Origin of the sequence: Moritella viscosa (assembly GCF_900120065.1) — a bacterium.
In the GTDB taxonomy this organism is placed as follows: Bacteria; Pseudomonadota; Gammaproteobacteria; order Enterobacterales; family Moritellaceae; genus Moritella; species Moritella viscosa.
Genome location: NZ_FPLG01000035.1, coordinates 1 through 19,148, shown reverse-complemented (window position 1 = coordinate 19,148; position 19,148 = coordinate 1). Strand labels below are relative to the sequence as shown.

Genomic DNA, 19,148 nt, shown 5'->3' with positions numbered 1-19,148 from the left:
AGACTTATTATCATCTAAATGTTTATAGATGGAGGTTTAACAATAAACCAAATAATCCCAATCACTTGATGCTGGTTTATCGGTCCCATTTCAAGCATAGATATACTGCTTTTATGCTCGCCACGTAACCATAAAAACCCTTGTTTATCAATATGATCAAGGGTTTTTATAATATCGCCATAACGGGTATGGCGAACCTTAATAATTCGTCCTGGTTTTACCGATAGCAGAGAACGCCAACAGTTAACCAAGACATAACTTCCTTCGGGAATACAAGATGACATACTCATCCCCCGAACTCGGCTAATATGAAAACCTAGCAATCGAGTTTAGGATAAACAAGTTGTTGCGCTGGTGGATACGGTGATGTAGCGGTAAATGTATCAACACCTTTTGTAGTCCAAAATATTTCGGCAAATCGATTAACTTTTGCTAATAAATCCAGTGTCGCATCTTTATCAATATTCTGCTTAGCTTTAGATGCTGCGAGCATAATACTATGCGTCAATTCGTGTAGTTCTGGGAACTGCTCTAATTGCGGCTGTTTAATATAATCGCCCCAAATAACGCGGATTTCTTCTTTCACTTTTAAACCATGCACTTCTTTCTCGGTAATTAAACGTCCAAATTGTGCTTGATCATTTAAGCTGAAAGAATCTTTACAGCCAAACTCATCCAATAAATCAACCATACGTATCATTGTGAGCACAGCTAACTGCGCCGAGATAGGATCATAGATCTTGCATGGAATATCACAATGCGCAGATACCTGACTAAATGACAATTTCTTATCCATTGCCGAGACTAATTTAAATAACATACTGTTTCCTTATTTTTCCGTTGATTTAATGCGATTAGCACGACGAATAGAAAATACTGCATATCCAGCAGCTAACACAACGGGTGCAAGCCAAAGTAAATGAATTAATCCTGATAGTGGGTCACTGTGATCATGTCCTGAATGCGCCAAAACCATCGGACTCGCTAAAGTAAGGGTTAACACGGTCAATATTTTATGGGTGGTGAGAGATTGAGTCATAAACATCCTGTTTAATTACGATTAACAAATGATAATGGTTCTTATTTATATTTGATAATCATTATTAAGTAAAGCATTTTTTAGATAATACTAAATACTTGGATAAAATACTTATTTTGATCTACTTCAATCAAACCTTTGATTTATATTTACGCTCACCAAGCAACATGAGAAAATCTGTACTGTAAAAACTCATCCTTACCACAACCAGTTAAGATACATATAGCCATGCCAGCAGCAGTTGCCACCAGCATTGAAGAAAAATTAAAACAATTAACGAATGTCTCAGCATTATTACATTTTTTTGATATTGGTTTCGATAGCGGTTTGATGCATGAATGGCAAGGTGATCTACTTAAACGTTTTAACGGTTATGTGCTCTTAACAAAACCACAGGATTGGTTTGATTATCGACGTTGTTTAAAGAATGCCTATTGTAAAGTGCAGCGTGGTCGACTAGACCGAAGCAGTAAAACACGCTCTGCTTGTCGTGGCTGCACCTCGTGTGAAAGACGTTAATCTGTTAGCTAAAGCTAAGACTTCACAAACACTAATAAACGATTATTAGCTGGCATAGCATGATCATGCATTAATGTAAGCCCTTGTTCAATTGCAAGCTTGTTAATCGCTTCAATATTGCGGATACCACGTTCTACATCAATGTTCTTTAACCACACATCAAAATCAGCATTGCTTTGACTGGTAAACTGTCCCTGATAATTAAACGGGCCGTAGATACACAGTTTCCCACCTGATGACAAATGCTCACCAACACCTCTAAAGAAATTTTTAACTAAGGGCCAGCTAACAATATGCAAAGTATTCGCAGTAAAAATACCAGCCACTTGTTCAATCGGCCAAGACTGGTTTAGATCTAAGCATAAAGGCCGCTGTAAATTAGCCAACGACACGCTGTCTAACCAACTGTGTAACCAACTGTGTAACCAGCATGATTACAGGCTAGATCACTCGTTTGCCAAGTAAGGTGCGGTAATTTCGCCGCAAAATACACAGCATGTTGCGCAGTTCCCGTACCAATTTCCAATACCCGTTGGGGTTGAATGAACTCGCCAGTGAGTACACTTAAAATAGCGTGTTTATTATTTTCACAAGATTGTGAGAAAGGTTTTTTCATATTCCACCTACATCCGTTGTCCATTACCTGGTTACTCGCATCAGCAGTTTAACTGATAATTAAAATAAAAGGTTATCGCAAGCTATACTTGACTAGGAGAAGGCAGCTAATGAATGGAACGAATTATGTTTTTTAAACATAGAAGCAATAACGACATGATAGAAGTAATAGGACAAGATGATCTTACTAATCTATTTCACGATAGTGTATTGGGTCGTTATCAGGTCGGTGAAGAGCAGCAAGACCCTGAATCATTTAAAAAATCAGATCTCATTTTTCTATCAGGCGAAGAGCTACCACGCTGCTGGACCGATCCTAATTATCGAGAACATGAACATTAATTCAAACGGGAACATCCTTGTTCTCATAGTCATTTACAAACTTGGTGTCATTGCAGCATCATTCGCGAAACGACGACGAACCCAAAATAAACTAATCACAACCAGAACAGCTGTCACTAACATCACAGAACCAAGGTTAAATTGATCCTTCGCGCCCATTAAGGATGCCGCGAGAGTTGCAAGACCAGCGCCTAAATTTTGCATGCCACCTAAAATTGCGCCCGCAGTACCTGCATGATGTGGAAAAGGTTGAATAGCTGCGGTCGTTGCTGCTGGAAATATAATGCCAGCACCAATAAACGACACAAAGCCACCACCGATCAGCGATACCACAGTAACAAGTCCAGCCATACCCGGTATAAAAATAATCAGGGCTCCAATGATCAGTGTTGCCATACCTATATTAAAGAGATGACGTTGACCAATACGCGCCGATAGCGTTGCGGATAACCACGCCCCCAGCAAATATCCAGGCAGTGGTAATACAAACAACCAGCTTACAGTTGCTGGATCCAGTTTTAACACGCTGCCGAGTAGTACACCTGCCGCAGCTTCAAATACAGCAATACCAGCAAATGTCGCGATCAAGCAAAATACATACCCTTGAAATTGACGATTACTTAGCACATAGCTATAACTTGTCCAAACGCGTTCACTACGACGATTTTCTTTAGGCAGTGTTTCATCAAACATCACGAACATAGCTAATGTAACCAAGGCACCAAAAACCAGTAGAAACACATAACTGGTATGCCAATCAAACGCCATTGACAGATAACCACCAACCACAGGGGCAAGTAAAGGTGAAAAAATCACACCCATACTCACTAAGCTATTTGCTTTGTGTAATGATGCCCCATCATAACAATCACGCGTCACCGTCCGCGACATAGCACCCGCACAGCCCGTACCAGCACCTTGGATAAAGCTTGCCAATAGAAACAGTTCAAAAGACGATGCAAACAATGCGCCTAGCGTTCCCAGCAAAAATATCAGCATCCCTACAATGATCACCGGACGTCGACCGATACGATCTGACAATGGTCCATAGATAAACTGTGATAATCCATAAGGGATCAAATAAGCGGCCATAACAGCTTGTAAATATGTGGGCTGGACGGAAAAATAGCTTGCCATTGCAGCGATAGATGGCACATACATCGTTTGTGTCATTTGACCGACTGCAGTCAGAATGATAATTAGAAATAGTAATTTTGCCATGTTGGCAGAAGACGATTGTTGACGCACAACCATACCCTCACAATAAGTTACGAATAAAAATCGGAATTTATGACTAAAAACCGTAGATTAAAGAGTTAAACTCTAATTTAATTGACAATGAAAAGATTGGTGACAGGCTAAATCCATATATGCAATATCTTACTCTGCACTTCAAGCGGCATAATAATCTTCAAAACACGACAGAGCAAGTAAAAAACAACTATTAACACCATACTTTTTCACTGATAAAATCATTAGTTTAACTAATGAATAAACGAACACTTATCAACTTCGTATATCCCAATGGTTTTTAATTAATTCAACCTCATTTTCTTGGTCACCACACTAGGTTTACCTATATGCTCAACCATAAAAAAAGCTTAACTTTATACCGCCACTATCGCATCAATCGGTATGGCTACGGGGATCTACCAAGCACTCTGGTATATAGGAAATTATCGTTTTACAATTACAGCGTGACAATCACAACCAGAGCTCCATTCAAAAATATTTACTGTCACAAATACGATTAATTAAAATTAACACGGCTTTTCTGGTTTATGCCTACCGAAAACTAGAATTTATATTAAACTCATTAAGGTAAGATGGATTATCAGTTAGGTACCGTGAAAGCCGTCACTGAGGAGATAGTATGAATAATAGTGATCTAATCTTTATCGCCTTCTCTATTATTACTCTAGTTAATGTCGCACGTGCAGTGTCGTCATTACGTTGCTTGTTGTATCGCATGAAAGATATTGATCCGCTGCTTTACCAACGTGTTAATGGGCGCGTATTTTTCAGTACCGAAGGTAATTACAGTAAACAGATGCAACTGTTCCATTATATTCGCCGTGATGAACATCTACATCATTTTGATGAATACTTTATCTATCGTTGTAACAAGGTTAAAAAAATATTTACTTTGGCAACTTACCTCGTCGTTTTTAATATTCTTCTCATTCCGGTATTAATGTACCTCGATTTATAAGTGCCCAAATGAAAATATTATCTAAATTAACTGCAATATCATTAATCATTGCAGTTAATTTTAGCTTCCCCTGTAAAGTATCCTCGAACAACATCTCACATATAAACTAAACCGATTAGTTAATCTATATTTTAGAAACATCGTATTGATCGTGGTAATCCACAAATTCAACAGTAATATAAAAAAACATACGACTGTTTAAATTTATTATTCAAATAAATTCAGGTTAAATAACCCGTTTGGAACGGGTATGTTTCCACAAGTTTTAAAATCAGGTTCACCTTATATTCACAACACAACTTAATAGATAGGAAGAATTATATGTTATCGAATACAGCTGTAGAAAAAATCGAATTGAATGGAATCAATTGTATTGCAGATTTGATACAACAAACATGTGAAAAATTTGCTGATAAACCAGCGTATACTTGCTTAGGAAAAACACTTACCTTTAAAGAAATTGATCGACTTTCAGGTGCATTTGCATCTTATTTACAAAATCATACTGATCTAAAACCCGGTGATAAAATTGCCATTCAATTACCCAGCATCACTCAATTTCCAATTGCAGCCTACGGTGCCACACGTGCAGGATTAGTATTAGTTAATACCAACCCACTTTACACACCAAGAGAAATGTTACACCAATTTAATAACTCAGAAGCAACTGCATTAGTGATCCTATCTGATCTACTCCCTGTAGCAGAAAAAGTCCTGCCTGATACCAACATCAAAACAGTGATCACAACGCATGCAGCCGATTTACTTTCGCCACAAGAACAAGGCTCAGAGCAGCTAGATACTATTTCATTACTCGATGCGATTGCCCTAGGTGAAAACAGCACTTATCAACCTGTTACTTGTGATCTTGATGATTTAGCCGTTTTACAATACACAGGCGGCACGACTGGTTTATCAAAAGGCGCAATGCTAAGTCACAGCAATGTATTAAGTAATACATTTCAAACGAAGGATCGTTTAGCCTGCTTGATTACCGAAGGTGAAGAAATTCTTGTATCACCACTCCCGCTTTATCATATTTACGCATTTAATATCACCCTGCTACTGTACTTCAGCACTGGCGCTCACTCAGTATTGATTCCAAATCCACGTGACATGGTTGGTTTTATTAATTCAATTAAGACCATCAAATTCACTGCTATTTCTGGTCTTAATACTTTATTTGTAGGCTTATGTTCTCTTCCTGAATTTAGAGAGCTCGACTTCAGTCAATTAAGAATTACAACTTCTGGTGGTACAGCATTAACAAGCTCAACCGCTAAGCTATGGAAAGAAGTAACCGGATGCGATATCTGTGAAGGCTATGGATTATCTGAAACTGCCCCGGTCGTTACTTTTAACCTACCAGGGCAAACTTTGATTGGTTCGATTGGATCTGCTGTTCCAGGGACTGAAATTAAACTGCTTGATGAAAGTGATAAAGAAGTAGTGCCTGGAGAGGCTGGTGAATTAGCCGTTCGCGGTCCACAGGTAATGCAAGGATACTGGCGCAGTGATAATGCAACGGCAGAAGTAATGACAACAGATGGTTACTTCAAAACGGGTGATATTGCCGAGCGACTTGATAATGGGTATTACAAAATAGTTGACCGTAAAAAAGACATGATCATTGTGTCGGGTTTTAATGTATACCCTAATGAAGTCGAAGAGATTTTATCTAATCACGCAGGGATCCAAGAAGCGGCTGTAATTGGCGTACCACTGGAAAAAACAGGTGAAGCAGTGAAGGCATTTATCGTCAAATCACAACAAAACCAAGATCTTGCTGAAGAAGATGTTATTTCACACTGTAAAACTTTCTTAACCGCATATAAAGTACCTAAGCAGATTGTATTTATTGATGAATTACCAAAAACAGCCGTGGGGAAAATTTTACGTCGTGAATTACGTACCGTATAAGTAACGATGTAATAAGTTAGATAAATGACGACAAATTCCATTTGTCGTCATTTTCATTTAATTACTTAAGCTAAAGTACAGAAATGGTCAAATATTTATAACTTACTAAGATCGATTTTCTCATCATTAAACTGGATATACTTAATATTACTCAAAGTATCTGCACCATTACGAGCATTATCTTTATCCTGCACCAAGTAAGCACCACCATGAGGCGTAACTATAAACTCAACTCGTAAACCATTAACTTTATACGTATTAATACCACCTTTACCATCAATCTTGTTATCACCCTCATTACCCATCAATAAATTATCTTGAGCATTACCTGAGACATTGCTGTTATTTGTGCCCGTCAAACGTACTGACATCAAGTATTGTGATTTTGTGGTATAAGCCAAGCCTGCATCGTAACTCATATGGAAAGTACTATCAGCTGCAAAACTAGGATCAATATCCATTGTTGTTGGAATAAATTTAGGTAAGAATGATGTAACGATTTTCAGTCCTTCTTTATCATTTTCTGCTTGTAAGACACGAGAGTAACCAATATAGCCATCCATGCCTTTTGTCCCGTTTTCCCACATCCCATAATATGCTTCTACGATTGCAGCAAAGTATTCGTGGGAGGTGGTATAGCCAGTGACCTCATCACCTTCTTCCTTCCACTCTTCGAGCTGTACCTCTGTAGGATTCCACACATTGGCCTCTATTGCTCGATCAGCTTGTTCTGCAATTCGTTTTCGAAAATCTTTCATAACAGGAGCAATACCTTGCGCTTGAGTGAAGTGTAATACTTCTTCAAAGGTTGCATCACGTCCAGCCGGTGAGTCTGCTAAATAGTTACTATCACCCTCAACAAATATTTCCGTCGCATAAAGGGCCTGAGGGTTTTTAGCAATAGCATCTTCAACAAATGCTTCATTAGATAAAGCGATCTCCATAGCCTCTTCATCATCAAATATGAATAATGTTGCCCCCCTATCAGCCATGCTATTGGTGATAAGTTTTTTATTCGTTGATACCGTGTTAGTCAAAAAAAACTCGAGGGTATTTCGTGCTTTAAGCAATTGCGCTACAGACACCTTAGGCTGTGAAAAAATATGAATAGCTTTACCGTTGGGTGCTTTAATCCAAGTATAACGATCAAATAAACCCGCTACAGTTGGACCGAACTTAGTCGGTACTATATATGAATCACTTGAACTATTCTCATCCGAACTATTCTCATCCGAACTATTACAGCCAGTGAGCAATAGCCCGACCAATACAGCGATACTAACAAACCTTTGCATTTAAACCTCTTCGTTACATAATGGATAAATAATCACATTATTATATAAAACAAAGAGCTGCTAAACTTTAAGCCTCTGTAAGCTTGTGTAAGGCTCTTTAAATCACAATCTCAAATTAAACTACGTGCCTAAACCTAACTACAAACATAGCGCCACCCAACTCACTGGTGTCAATATCAATATCAGCCTTCATCGTTTTTACAATCGTATTTACAATCGCTAAACCTAAGCCAAAACCACCCGTTTGACGACTTCGGCTGTTATCTAAGCGCGTAAAAGCATCCAATACTTGCTCTCGTTGTAGTGGCGAAATACCGTCTCCATCATCTTCAACAACAATACTAAAATACTCAGGATCATTTTTCAGACTAAGCTTGACGGTTGAATCCGCATATAAACACGCATTTTTTACCAAGTTATCCACAATAAGTTGCAGGTAACGAGAATTTGCATCGACCTTAACCGTATCAATATCAGAAGAAAGCGATACATGAGGATATTGGCGTTGAAACTCAACTTCACGTGATTGCATCAACTCACTTAAGTCGATAATTTGATGTGCAGAAGAAGGTTTATGTTCAATCGTTTGCAACATCAAAATATCATTGGCCAATGCTTCCATTTCAACCGTGTAACGACTTAAATCACTGTGTAATTCAGTCGTATATGGGCTATGTTTTTCATCACTTAATAACCCCATCACTAATTGAATTCGCGTTAACGGGGTGCGTAATTCATGCGCAATAGCATTCGCCATAACTTGTTGCTGATGCTGTGAGTACTGCAAAGATATCGCCATCTCATTAAAACTTGCAGCCATCTGGTTTAACGGGGCTGGTATTTTATCGTCAACTCGCGTATCAAGCTGCCCATTTGCTAATGCTAAACTCGCAGAGCTCAAGCGATAAACATGATCCGATATGGTTTTTACTGAGGAATACAACACTAATGCGATACTAAAAAAGATAAAACCGAGTAGAAATAGTGTTATATAATCATCCTCATCCATCCAATCTTCTGGATCATCCATCCAATATTCTGGACCATCCATCGGATAAGCCTCTTCTAAACGGTCAATAATAAGCAATAGCCCTTCATGATGTGGAAGGATCACTGCAAGGCGTCCACTTTCTTCTTCATGCCGGTATACATATACGCCCCATTTACCAATCCCAGCTGGTAGTGCTGGATAGTTTTTATTTTGCTTTATATCAATTTTGTCCAACATCTCATGCTTTTGATGATACGCCAATGCGTTTTTCACCGAGATCTTTTCAATAGTAAATCCGGTAAATCGACTCAATAAGTCGACTTCCATATTCCAACGATCAGTATCTTCGATAAAATCATCGAGTAATGTGGCGGCAAAGCTAGCATTGTGCACAAATCCAACATCATCAAGATTATCGTCGTAGTAATCCATGAATATCGAAACAATGACAATGCTACCGATAATCGCAGCGGTAATACTGATATACAGCTTAAAAAAAAGCGTATTGGCCGTATTACGGTTTATTATTCGATTAAGATTCGTAAATATATTATTGCTTAACAAATAGGTAACCCTTACAACGGATTGTTTTAATTATTTGGTACGGGGCGACATCATCTTTTATCTTTTTACGTAAACTGGATAAGCGCATATCTAGTGCTCTATCCAAACCATCAAATTCAACCCCTTTTAACGCTTTGTAACACTCATCACGACTAATGATTGTTCCCGCTTGTTTTGCTAAATATTCCAACATTTCATATTCGGCACCGGTTAAGATAATTTCTTCATTATCACGGGTAACCAAACGCTTCAATGTATCTATCGTTAACGTACCGGTATGACTTAACGCATTATCACTTTTCTTACTTCTGCTTTCGCGGCGTAACAATGCTTCAATATGAGAGAGTAAAATATGCGGTCGTAACGGTTTATGTAAATAACCATCAGCACCCGTATCTAACGCTGCGATCTCAGATATTTCTTCACTGCAAGCAGTAAGCATAATAATAGGCCCAGTATAAATCTCACGACTTTGCTTACACACTTCAATCCCATTCATACCCGGCATCATTATATCTAATACCACGAGATCAGGCTGCAATCTGGCTATATCTGCAAGTCCCTCTGTACCACTATTACTGAGTGATACTTGGTACCCTTTAGTGCGTAAAAACATGTTGAGAAGACGACAAATTTCTAAATCATCTTCAACAATTAAAATGTGTTTTTTGCCATTTTCTAACATGTTCAAAGAAACCTTATGTCATTATAAATAAGTAAATACAGGGATAAGAAAACACTTAAGCGCTAGATAAGTTTAGTTCACTATCATTTAGTTTAATGCTATGAATATTCATCAATTTATCAGTGCCATTGCGGTTATTACCTGAGACATGGCTATTATTTGTATCCGTTAAACGTATCGACTGCCAATATTGTAATTTTGCAGTATAACCCAAGTATAGCGATCAAGTAATAACCCTAACAATACTGTAATACTAACAAATTTGGTTATATGAATGCCTTTGCACTACAACGTATGAATAACAACGCCATCATATAAAACGAAACGTAAATTTTCAGCCTCTAATTTGTCAGTTTTGTCAGTGGTAATCAAGCAGCTAGTCGATATTTTTATAAACTACTGGGATTTTATCAGTGTTCCCCTACTTAATATCTATACAGACGGTATAATTACGCTAAAATACAATCCTAATGACCTTGGCTTTAAATCGTGCTTGCAGATAAACGTGAGTATGCTTCAGATAAGAGTAAACATGCTTTCAGATAAGAGTAAACAAGCTATCCGTGATGTCTATCAGAACATCCGCGATTCACTACCTGACTTTGCAGTCCGTAAATCACAAAATATCCTTGTGGCTGAAATGGCAAAAACCCTCGCCGGTAACTTTGATAAAAATCGTCGGTTGATTATTGCCGAAGCAGGCACTGGTACAGGTAAATCATTAGCTTATTTGATTGCAGGGATCCCACTCGCTACCGAAGCGAAAAAGACCCTAGTCATTTCAACAGCCACCATTGCATTACAAGAGCAGCTTTTGCACAAAGAACTGCCTTTCTTCCGCCGCCAGTCAGGGCTTAAATTTGAGTTTGCATTAGTAAAAGGTCGTCAGCGTTATTGCTGTGAGCAAAAACTTGCTATGCTTGCACAAGCAGACGATCAAATAGAGCTGTTAGCTGATTTAGCCACAATCCCTAAAAAACGCGATTTACAACTTATCAAGCGCTTATTTACTGCTTACGCCGCAGGTAAATGGAAGGGGGATATCGACAGCTGGCCAACCCAGATCCCGGATGATATCTGGCAATTAGTTGTTTCAGATCGCCACAGTTGCAGTAAATCATTTAGTGCACACCGGAATTGCCCTTTTCATAAAGCACGTGAAGCCTTAGACCAATGTGACGTACTCATTGTAAATCACGCATTGTTACTAGCCGATTTAGAGCTTGGTGGTGGTATTATTTTACCAAAACCAGAAGACTGTTATTACGTACTCGATGAAGCCCATCATTTACCACGCATTACCCGTGATTTCTCGTCAGCGCATGCGTCGGTGCTTGGCGCAAAAGCTTGGTTACAAACCATGGCAGTATCAATGCGCCAACTCACGCAAGCTATCGCATCAAGTGAGATATCCGATCCGGTCACAAAACTGCTCAGTTCAATTAATACCATCAGTAAAGAACTCACCAAGATCCACAGTTTAATGTCCGCTAACGATCGCCAATTTAGTGATGATTCTTGGCGTTTTGCTGATGGTGAACTACCTGAAGCGTTGGCAGAACTGGCAGCAAACATGAATCACGAAACCAAACGTGGCGTTAGCCAAACAGCAAAAATTGTTGATATTCTTGCCGAACAAGTAAAACAAGATCAGCTGCCACAAGTTAAAGCAAATAAACTCATTGCAGAAGTCGGTTTTTACTTACAGCGCATCGAGAATCTGCATCAAGTGTGGAATATGTTGATTAAAGAAACAAAAGGCACTCCGCTGGCAAAATGGGTAGAGAAAAGTGGTAGTCGCCAAGACGATCATATCTTTGCTGCCAGCTTAATTGATGTTGATAGTAAACTAGAACACATGTTGTGGTCGCAATGTGGCGCTGCAATCTTGACCTCTGCAACACTAACCTCACTCGGTAATTTTAATTATTTCCGCCGCCAAGTCGGCTTATTAAACGATGCATCTACGCAGCACCTGCAACTCGACTCACCGTTTGAGTTTGAACAAGCTGAGCTGTATATACCTAATTTAGCACTAGCACCAAATGAGCACGGTTTCACTGAGTTATTAGCAGAAAAACTCCCAAGTTTACTGCCGGACAAAAAAGCATCGTTGGTGTTATTTAGTTCGTACCGACAAATGAATCAAGTCGCTGAAATTATTCGTAATACAACAAAATTAGAGCTATTGGTACAAAAAGAAAGTTCACGTGCCGAACAATTACAAAAACATGCAGAAAACGTGAAAGCAAATAAAACCAGTATCTTATTTGGAACCAGCAGCTTATCTGAAGGTCTTGATCTACCTGGTGATTTATTAACAAATCTAATTATCACTAAAATCCCTTTCTCAGTACCGACCTCACCCGTTGAAGAAGCACAATCAGAATGGATCACTAAATCCGGTGGGAATCCATTCATGCAGGTCTCAGTTCCCGAAGCCAGTAAAAAATTGATCCAATCTTGTGGCCGATTACTGAGAAAAGAGAAAGATTCTGGTAGAATCACGCTACTTGATCGTCGAGTTGTTAGTAAACGCTATGGACCAGCATTACTTAATTCGCTTCCCCCTTATAAAAGAAATATAGAATTTTGATATTAGAGCTTGGTTTAGAACCTTCGGTTTTTATAATTTTATGCAGCGTTGCACTGGCTGCTGGTTTCATTGACGCTATTGCTGGCGGTGGTGGTTTGTTAACAGTACCCGCATTACTCAGTGCAGGTTTACCCCCACACCTTGCATTAGGTACCAATAAATTGGCTGCCAGTTTTGGTTCATGTGCAGCAGCAATTACCTTCTATAAGAAGCGTTTATTTAACCCCAAATTTTGGTGGCGATCATTCCTGTTTACAGCCATCGGTGCCATATGTGGAACCTTAGTGGTCAGCGTCATCAGCACCGCTTGGTTAGAGAAATTATTGCCTGTCATTATTATCTTTACGGCTATCTATTCCATCTTTAGTAAAACCCAAGAATACACAGGTGAAACCCTACCCGATGATAATCGAGCACTGCATAAAAAACAGGGCTTACAAGGTTATATTATCGGTTTCTATGATGGTGTCGCAGGCCCTGGTACTGGTGCATTTTGGACTGTATCGACAATGGCACTGTATAAACTTAATATTCTGTTTGCCTCTGGTGTTGCTAAAGCAATGAACTTTACCAGTAACTTCACCTCCCTACTGACTTTTATTTACCTTGGACACATCAATTGGTATCTGGGTTTAAGCATGGGTTTATCAATTATGGTCGGTGCGATCATTGGTGCACATACCGCCATTCACTTTGGGGCTAAATTCATTCGACCATTATTTATTACCGTTGTGATTATTATCGCCTTTAAGCTGGCTTATCAAGCATGGCTACAATAACGCATCAGCAACAACAGCTTGCCCAACTCACTCAGCGTATTAAACAGTTGAGTGAGTTGGGTAAGCAAGTCAACTCTAGCCACACTACGACCATCAATTATAAATTACGCGATCGCGCCTTGTTCTACCCTGGCTTATTTATCGGTAACAGTCACGATATTCAGCAATACATAGCAGAATTAGAAAAGAGTATGACGCGTTTACAACACTATTTTGATAAGCGTTTTGATAAACAGGCAACCAACACAAAGCAGTCAAGTTCATCGCCAGAAAGTACATTATCGATAGAGGACGTGTTATTAGAAAAAGTAGCTCATCAATTTAGAGCTATTAATGGGGTATTACAGCAGTGTCATTTTAGGCGTGGAGAAGTCAAAAATGAGCAAAAAAATTATGATGCCATTGCGAAGAAGTTATTGCAGAAATCACACTATTTATATCAAAAATTAGCGCAACAAATAGAGTATGAACGCCGTTTGCAAGCAATAATAGATCAACAAACTGATCCACTTCAATTACAACAAACTAAGCAAAGATTACAGCGTTGTCAGGCAGCGACAGCAAAAGTCCGCCAGCAATTACAACGCTATGAACAAAAGAAAGATCTTTTGTAATAAAACATTCCGTTACCAATTAAAAATCTTAATATGCAATATATAACTAAAATAAGTAAGGATCCTTTATCATGTCGCTAGAAAACGCGCCAAAACATATAAAACTTGCCGTTGACCTAATTCAACTACTTGAAGAAAACCAACTACCTACAGAAACAGTGATCAAAGCATTGGCAATCGCACAGCAAGATTTTCAACGTAAACTTGAAACAGAAACAACAAGCAAGGTTAGTTAGTTCATAAGTGAGTAAGAGTAATAATGTTATTAGATAAAGTCCCACTCTATTTTGCAATTGTAACGGCGTAGTCCCCTGTTACTAATTCTTCCACAAAGTTCGACGGATTACTTTTATTACAAAGTAAATATACCTGCTGACGAGCCCGTGTTAATGCCACATAAAATAACCGACGCTCTTCTGCATCAGGAAAACCAGACTCATCAGGCTGTAATATTATCGTAAAGGGGTGGCGGGATTTATGACAAGGAAAGCCATGCTCGCCAGCTTCCATCGCTAACACAACTACATTATCGGCTTCTTGCCCTTTCGAACTATGCACCGTCATGGCTTTAATGACTAACTGAGGATATTCCGTAGACAACACTGTCAGCGTCTTATTATCAGGTAATTGAAAATTAAATCGAGCGAGCAATAACACTGATTTTTGCTTGCCTTCGCCTTTAACACTCGCGGCTATTTGCTTTAATTTTTTTTCTAATAATAATATTGCTGCATCATCATTTTGTTTATTGTCACTGCGCTTATTGTCACTAACCTGATAGTAATTAACCTGTATACAGGCTTTTTTTGCTTTGCTGTATGTTGTTATTTTCTTATTCATTTGCTCTGAGTTTGCCATCACAAAGCCACTCGCAACAGCACTAATCTGGTCATTAAAGCGGAACGTAGTATCGAGTGGTAATATACTCGTCATGCCAAAATAATCACTGAAGCGTGTTGTCACTGCGATATCACTGCCTGCGAATTGATAAATAGCCTGCCAATCATCACCGACACAGAATAATTTACTATCATCATGTTGCGTCTGTAGATGTCTTACTAAATTAGCTCGTGCTTGAGAGATATCTTGAAATTCATCAACAAGAATATGCAGCCAAGGTGAACTAAACTGCCCATCACTCGCATAATCACTTGCCTTAGTGATCATCTCATCAAAATCAATCTCATTATTTTCCGCTAAATACGTCTGATAGTGTTCAAGTAATATAACGACGACTTCATGTGTTAATGCCGCGAAATCAGTATCAGGTAGCGCACTTAACCTTTTTTCAGCGCGCACTGTTCGAGTATTTTTATACTGCATCGTTAATTCGACAAGCTGGCTTAGCAATTTTTTATACCCACCTTTGCCTGCTAATAATCGTGCGACTTCTTGCTCATGCTTTTCACTCGGTAACTTGCCTAACCAAGCCACATAGGCATAGCAATATTCACTAAACAATGCATTAAAGTCAGCATCCAGCAGTAACGTCGCTATACTCTGCTTAAAAAATTGTTGTTTCGCATTATCACTACTCGCCAGCTTACTGACTTGCGGCTTATTCATTTCAACTTGCTTAATAATATCTAACGCTAAGGCATGAAATGTTTTTACTGTGATCCTCGCGTTTGGGAGTCGCTCTTTTAAACGTGTTTTCATTTCTTGTGCAGCGTCTTTTGCAAACGCCAGTATTAAGATCGTATCAGCCGTTGCTTGCTGTGACTCTAATAAATACGCACAGCGCCCTAACATAACACTGGTTTTACCACAGCCAGCGCCTGCTAATACTAAATTCGCATCATTAGCGACAATACAGGCATCACGTTGCTTCTCGGTAAGTGGGTGTGTTTCAAGACTATCAAATAGGGTTTTATAGTTTTGTTTTTGCTTGTTCATTACAGCTTGATTATATTTATCTAAATTTTCGGTCTTACTTTGCTGCCAAAAACGTAAATGCGCTAAGGGTAATTTAAGCGATGTAGGGATCTTATTAATTTTCGGTAACATTTCAAACCAATCAGCCCACGGCAATAATCGTCGTTGTAAAGCTAACCATTTTGAATGAGAAATATAACCCTGCTCAATCACTTGTGTAACTTGTTGATACAGTTCGAGGATCTGGGTTTCTTTTCCCTCCAATGCACGAAAATACAACTCATCAATGAGTCCTGTAACCTCAGCCTTATCAATACCATTTAAACGAACACGCTGACTTTCCCAATTAAGAACTAAGGTATCAAAAAATGAACCACGGAAATGCTTCAATTTAGGTTCAAACGTAGTCCAAGGATAGTGATAAGTTTGTTGCTGTTTAGTGGTAAATACAGCCCCCTCGGGACAAAATGATAATGTACGGCAATTTGCACCAAATAACTGAGCAAAAGTAGAAAAAGAATAATCAGGCAATGCAGATGAACTCGATAAAAAATAATAGAGAAAACATAGCACAATCATTGGTATTATTTAATACGTAAGGTTAACTTTATCAAAAGTTTTCAACTCTCTTAACCAGCCTTAGTGACGACTCACCGCCAATTTTTCAGATAGGATCTTAGCTAGCGCCACATTCATCGACAATAAAATATACAAAGGCCAAGTAAAGCTTTGAGTCAAAAAGGTACCAGCTACACAAAACGCAATTAACCCAGCAAAAATACCATCATTACAGGTTACAAACGTATTACGTTCACTCACAAGTAACACACGACTACTCACTTCAGTTCGCCATAATTGTCTAAACATCACAGCAATAAGTGCAATGAACAACGCTAGTCCTACAAATCCAGTTTCACCTAAAACCTGAAACCACGTACTGTGTACCGCGTGGTTTTTACCATCCCAGAAAGGACTAAACAAATAATAATTAAGGTAAAAATTATTTACCCCAACCCCTGTAAGTGGGTTTTCTAGCGCCATTTCCCATGATGCGATCCACGCATAAATCCGCCCCATGGTTGATTCACCAATACCTTTTTCTATCGCTCCACCAGAAGTACGCTCTGAAATACCCGCCATAATCACTAAGATGGGTAGTAATAGTACACCACCCGCGAATACATATATCTTATTCTTAATTCGCTTAACCGCAAAATACCCAGTCACCGCCATTATCCCCATCAGCCCTCCACGACTTTGTGTAGCAATAATCGCCCAAAATAAAATAACGTAAGCGATTGCGAGTAATGCCCGATGCAATTTACCAATATTAGATTGCAACAGGTTTGATAAAGTAAAAGACATGGGGAACAGAAGTACTAACGCTAAGTCATTCGGATCACCAATTAATGAGCCAAATTCACGTGAAATTGTCACTCGTGTACCTTCAACCAGGCCAATACCTTGTAACTTATTATTAATCGCTTTTAGCCCTACAACGACCCCTGCCGCCACATATAAATAAGTCGCAATCCGGAAATGGTGAATAGTACGAACCAACCAGCAGATCGTAATTGTCATTACCCAAACTTTAATGATTACATCAGAAAAAAGAGCAAATGCAGCCTGGCGGTTATACGCAAATGCGATACCAAATGTAGCCCACCCCAGAAACAAGCATACAAATGTCAGTTCTGTTGACCAATAAACCTTGATGTGATTTGTCAAATAGATATGCCAACCTAAAACAAAAAATGACATGAGAGAAAACGCTAACGGAATACGCAACGGGATCATTACCGGAAAGGCTTCGTGTATGCGAAAATAGGAAAAAATAACAAAGGTAATAACAATATAAAATGGAAACTTTAATAGAAGCATCAAAAAAAGTGGCGCTAAAATAAATGCGACAGGCACCAACCAAGTTTTAGTCTGATACCACAATAGGCCAGTAACAAAGGTTAACATGAAGCTTAAAAATATTTGTAAACGCGGGCTAACCGTATTCAGATCTATCATTAAACATCCTTGCTTATTGACCTCATTATCTAAGTAAAGCAGGGATATAGAAAAGTGAAGTAAGCGAAGTACAAAAATACGGTTTATTTGGATCTGGCAGACCCCTTAACTCATTTCCCCTTTTTGTGTTAGAACTGGAAGCCAGTTTCAATAAACCTCTACACACGGATTTGTTAACTTTGATTGTGCTTAAATAAGATCATATTCTGAGCTTCACTTCAACTGTTATAGTCTAATATTCGATATAGTTATTGCTAACTTGGCTATATATTTAATGTTAAATAAAATACCGTTTAGTTTATCTAAAAAACGAATATACTTAACTGCTTCTATTTTTTTAATCTATATATATTATATTTACATCATTGTAGACATAGCATCTTTAGCTAACACTTTAAATTATTCTAGTATTAAGTATATGATTGGAGTCCTACTCAAAGCCAGTATTAGTACTCTCTTCATTTTTATTTTATCTTCATTTTTTACATCCAAATATCTTAATTTATTATTATTTATCATTATAAGTATCATTTCATCAGTCATTCTATTTGTTAAAATTCAATATGGTAGCTTTGAACTTGGTAGTTACATCAGTATCATGGAAACAAATACTAAAGAAACTATAGAACTATTTTATTCTATTGATATTCCATTAGTTGTATTTTTACAATTAATTATAACGCCGTTTATTTTATTTAGACTAAATCAAATCCTAGGCGGTTTTAAAATAAAATTAGTTATAATTACAAGCCTCATTTTATTAATTAGTTTATCGTCATCACAAGCCAAGCATAACTCAATATTTTCAGTATCCCCAACGGGAGAAGTTGTGCTAGTCCCGATGAGTAGAGCCTATTACATTTTATTCAATATGCCTTTATTAAAGCCAATTGCTCTATCACAATCCTATTCAAAGTTGAAAAAAATTGAAAATAGTCCGATCAAAGTAGAATGGGAAAATGTCATCGTTTCAAATTCATCGAATAAGAAAAATTATGTCGTTATTATTGGTGAGTCAGTGCAAAAATCATCTTTGTTTTCATATGGAAAAGACGACTAAACCTCTAAACGAAACAAATGGTA

The 19,148-nt window shown here is 38.3% G+C and carries 18 protein-coding genes and 1 pseudogene; 9 read left to right on the top strand and 10 right to left on the bottom strand.

Going from position 1 to position 19,148, the window contains the following annotated elements; translation table 11 throughout:
* Positions 1 to 14: 14 nt before the first annotated feature.
* From BT797_RS05395 to BT797_RS05385, 3 genes are read right to left on the bottom strand one after another with little or no spacing between them, the layout of a single operon-like run.
* Complete coding sequence (locus tag BT797_RS05395) at positions 15 to 290, bottom strand: S24/S26 family peptidase (RefSeq protein ID WP_139291637.1); 276 nt, start codon at positions 288 to 290, stop codon at positions 15 to 17.
* A 26-nt stretch (positions 291 to 316) separates the two neighbouring features.
* Positions 317 to 820, bottom strand: coding sequence for a superoxide dismutase, Ni (sodN, locus tag BT797_RS05390; protein WP_045109792.1), 504 nt, complete (start codon positions 818 to 820; stop codon positions 317 to 319).
* Positions 821 to 829: 9 nt separating this feature from the next.
* Complete coding sequence (locus tag BT797_RS05385) at positions 830 to 1,039, bottom strand: hypothetical protein (RefSeq protein ID WP_045109791.1); 210 nt, start codon at positions 1,037 to 1,039, stop codon at positions 830 to 832.
* Positions 1,040 to 1,267: 228 nt separating this feature from the next.
* On the opposite strand from BT797_RS05385, the gene BT797_RS05380 reads away from it, so the two are divergent.
* Complete coding sequence (locus BT797_RS05380) at positions 1,268 to 1,558, top strand: hypothetical protein (protein WP_045109790.1); 291 nt, start codon at positions 1,268 to 1,270, stop codon at positions 1,556 to 1,558.
* A gap of 14 nt (positions 1,559 to 1,572) precedes the next feature.
* Here BT797_RS05380 and BT797_RS05375 read toward each other — a convergent pair.
* Positions 1,573 to 2,174 (bottom strand): annotated as a pseudogene (locus tag BT797_RS05375) (DUF938 domain-containing protein).
* 125 nt (positions 2,175 to 2,299) lie between these two features.
* Here BT797_RS05375 and BT797_RS05370 point away from each other — a divergent pair.
* Positions 2,300 to 2,515, top strand: a complete 216-nt coding sequence (locus tag BT797_RS05370; RefSeq protein ID WP_045109788.1) for a hypothetical protein — start codon at positions 2,300 to 2,302, stop codon at positions 2,513 to 2,515.
* 33 nt (positions 2,516 to 2,548) lie between these two features.
* Here BT797_RS05370 and emrD read toward each other — a convergent pair whose 3' ends face one another.
* Entirely contained in the window at positions 2,549 to 3,769 is a 1,221-nt protein-coding gene (emrD, locus tag BT797_RS05365; RefSeq protein WP_045109787.1) for a multidrug efflux MFS transporter EmrD, read from the bottom strand.
* A gap of 619 nt (positions 3,770 to 4,388) precedes the next feature.
* On the opposite strand from emrD, the gene BT797_RS05360 reads away from it, so the two are divergent.
* Both BT797_RS05360 and BT797_RS05355 read left to right on the top strand, forming a co-directional pair.
* A complete protein-coding gene (locus BT797_RS05360) occupies positions 4,389 to 4,727 on the top strand; it encodes a universal stress protein UspB (RefSeq protein WP_045109786.1) in 339 nt (112 codons plus the stop codon).
* Positions 4,728 to 5,048: 321 nt separating this feature from the next.
* Positions 5,049 to 6,647, top strand: a complete 1,599-nt coding sequence (locus BT797_RS05355) for an AMP-binding protein (protein ID WP_075471283.1) — start codon at positions 5,049 to 5,051, stop codon at positions 6,645 to 6,647.
* Between the two features lie 95 nt (positions 6,648 to 6,742).
* Here BT797_RS05355 and BT797_RS05350 read toward each other — a convergent pair whose 3' ends face one another.
* From BT797_RS05350 to BT797_RS05340, 3 genes are all read right to left on the bottom strand, one after another.
* Positions 6,743 to 7,942, bottom strand: a complete 1,200-nt coding sequence (locus BT797_RS05350) for an SDR family oxidoreductase (protein WP_075471282.1) — start codon at positions 7,940 to 7,942, stop codon at positions 6,743 to 6,745.
* Between the two features lie 115 nt (positions 7,943 to 8,057).
* Positions 8,058 to 9,497: an ATP-binding protein gene (locus tag BT797_RS05345; RefSeq protein WP_075471281.1), complete on the bottom strand. Its 1,440-nt coding sequence runs from the start codon at positions 9,495 to 9,497 to the stop codon at positions 8,058 to 8,060.
* Positions 9,484 to 10,182, bottom strand: coding sequence for a response regulator transcription factor (locus BT797_RS05340; protein WP_075471280.1), 699 nt, complete (start codon positions 10,180 to 10,182; stop codon positions 9,484 to 9,486). Before BT797_RS05340 ends, BT797_RS05345 begins: the two co-directional genes overlap by 14 nt.
* Positions 10,183 to 10,714: 532 nt before the next feature.
* Between BT797_RS05340 and dinG the strand changes: the two genes are divergently transcribed.
* The 4 genes from dinG (at position 10,715) to rsmS (ending at position 14,407) form a co-directional block, all read left to right on the top strand.
* Positions 10,715 to 12,778 carry an ATP-dependent DNA helicase DinG gene (gene dinG, locus BT797_RS05335; protein ID WP_075471279.1) on the top strand — a complete coding sequence of 688 codons (2,064 nt, stop codon included), beginning with the start codon at positions 10,715 to 10,717 and terminating at the stop codon, positions 12,776 to 12,778.
* The gene (locus tag BT797_RS05330; RefSeq protein ID WP_045112460.1) at positions 12,778 to 13,557 is read left to right on the top strand and encodes a sulfite exporter TauE/SafE family protein; all 780 of its coding nucleotides are present in this window, start codon (positions 12,778 to 12,780) and stop codon (positions 13,555 to 13,557) included. Before dinG ends, BT797_RS05330 begins: the two co-directional genes overlap by 1 nt.
* On the top strand, positions 13,545 to 14,171 hold the full coding sequence (priC, locus tag BT797_RS05325) for a primosomal replication protein PriC (protein ID WP_075471278.1): 627 nt from the start codon (positions 13,545 to 13,547) through the stop codon (positions 14,169 to 14,171). Before BT797_RS05330 ends, priC begins: the two co-directional genes overlap by 13 nt.
* Positions 14,172 to 14,242: 71 nt before the next feature.
* Positions 14,243 to 14,407 carry a pleiotropic regulatory protein RsmS gene (gene rsmS / locus BT797_RS05320; RefSeq protein WP_065826297.1) on the top strand — a complete coding sequence of 55 codons (165 nt, stop codon included), beginning with the start codon at positions 14,243 to 14,245 and terminating at the stop codon, positions 14,405 to 14,407.
* 46 nt (positions 14,408 to 14,453) lie between these two features.
* Here rsmS and BT797_RS05315 read toward each other — a convergent pair whose 3' ends face one another.
* Positions 14,454 to 16,577, bottom strand: coding sequence for a UvrD-helicase domain-containing protein (locus tag BT797_RS05315; RefSeq protein WP_244893717.1), 2,124 nt, complete (start codon positions 16,575 to 16,577; stop codon positions 14,454 to 14,456).
* Positions 16,578 to 16,685: 108 nt separating this feature from the next.
* Positions 16,686 to 18,065 carry an O-antigen ligase family protein gene (locus tag BT797_RS05310; RefSeq protein ID WP_075471276.1) on the bottom strand — a complete coding sequence of 460 codons (1,380 nt, stop codon included), beginning with the start codon at positions 18,063 to 18,065 and terminating at the stop codon, positions 16,686 to 16,688.
* A 598-nt stretch (positions 18,066 to 18,663) separates the two neighbouring features.
* Between BT797_RS05310 and BT797_RS23790 the strand changes: the two genes are divergently transcribed.
* Positions 18,664 to 19,125 carry a hypothetical protein gene (locus BT797_RS23790; RefSeq protein ID WP_175545649.1) on the top strand — a complete coding sequence of 154 codons (462 nt, stop codon included), beginning with the start codon at positions 18,664 to 18,666 and terminating at the stop codon, positions 19,123 to 19,125.
* The last annotated feature ends 23 nt before the right edge of the window (positions 19,126 to 19,148 follow it).

Bases quoted from the DNA above. Each gene is read 5' to 3' on its own strand.
- sodN (WP_045109792.1), bottom strand. From the start codon at position 820: ATGTTATTTAAATTAGTCTCGGCAATGGATAAGAAATTGTCATTTAGT.
- rsmS (WP_065826297.1), top strand. From the start codon at position 14,243: ATGTCGCTAGAAAACGCGCCAAAACATATAAAACTTGCCGTTGACCTA.
- BT797_RS05355 (WP_075471283.1), top strand. From the start codon at position 5,049: ATGTTATCGAATACAGCTGTAGAAAAAATCGAATTGAATGGAATCAAT.
- priC (WP_075471278.1), top strand. From the start codon at position 13,545: ATGGCTACAATAACGCATCAGCAACAACAGCTTGCCCAACTCACTCAG.
- BT797_RS05385 (WP_045109791.1), bottom strand. From the start codon at position 1,039: ATGACTCAATCTCTCACCACCCATAAAATATTGACCGTGTTAACCCTT.
- dinG (WP_075471279.1), top strand. From the start codon at position 10,715: ATGCTTTCAGATAAGAGTAAACAAGCTATCCGTGATGTCTATCAGAAC.
- emrD (WP_045109787.1), bottom strand. From the start codon at position 3,769: ATGGTTGTGCGTCAACAATCGTCTTCTGCCAACATGGCAAAATTACTA.
- BT797_RS05350 (WP_075471282.1), bottom strand. From the start codon at position 7,942: ATGCAAAGGTTTGTTAGTATCGCTGTATTGGTCGGGCTATTGCTCACT.
- BT797_RS05370 (WP_045109788.1), top strand. From the start codon at position 2,300: ATGTTTTTTAAACATAGAAGCAATAACGACATGATAGAAGTAATAGGA.
- BT797_RS05310 (WP_075471276.1), bottom strand. From the start codon at position 18,065: ATGATAGATCTGAATACGGTTAGCCCGCGTTTACAAATATTTTTAAGC.
- BT797_RS23790 (WP_175545649.1), top strand. From the start codon at position 18,664: ATGGAAACAAATACTAAAGAAACTATAGAACTATTTTATTCTATTGAT.
- BT797_RS05395 (WP_139291637.1), bottom strand. From the start codon at position 290: ATGAGTATGTCATCTTGTATTCCCGAAGGAAGTTATGTCTTGGTTAAC.
- BT797_RS05360 (WP_045109786.1), top strand. From the start codon at position 4,389: ATGAATAATAGTGATCTAATCTTTATCGCCTTCTCTATTATTACTCTA.
- BT797_RS05340 (WP_075471280.1), bottom strand. From the start codon at position 10,182: ATGTTAGAAAATGGCAAAAAACACATTTTAATTGTTGAAGATGATTTA.
- BT797_RS05380 (WP_045109790.1), top strand. From the start codon at position 1,268: ATGCCAGCAGCAGTTGCCACCAGCATTGAAGAAAAATTAAAACAATTA.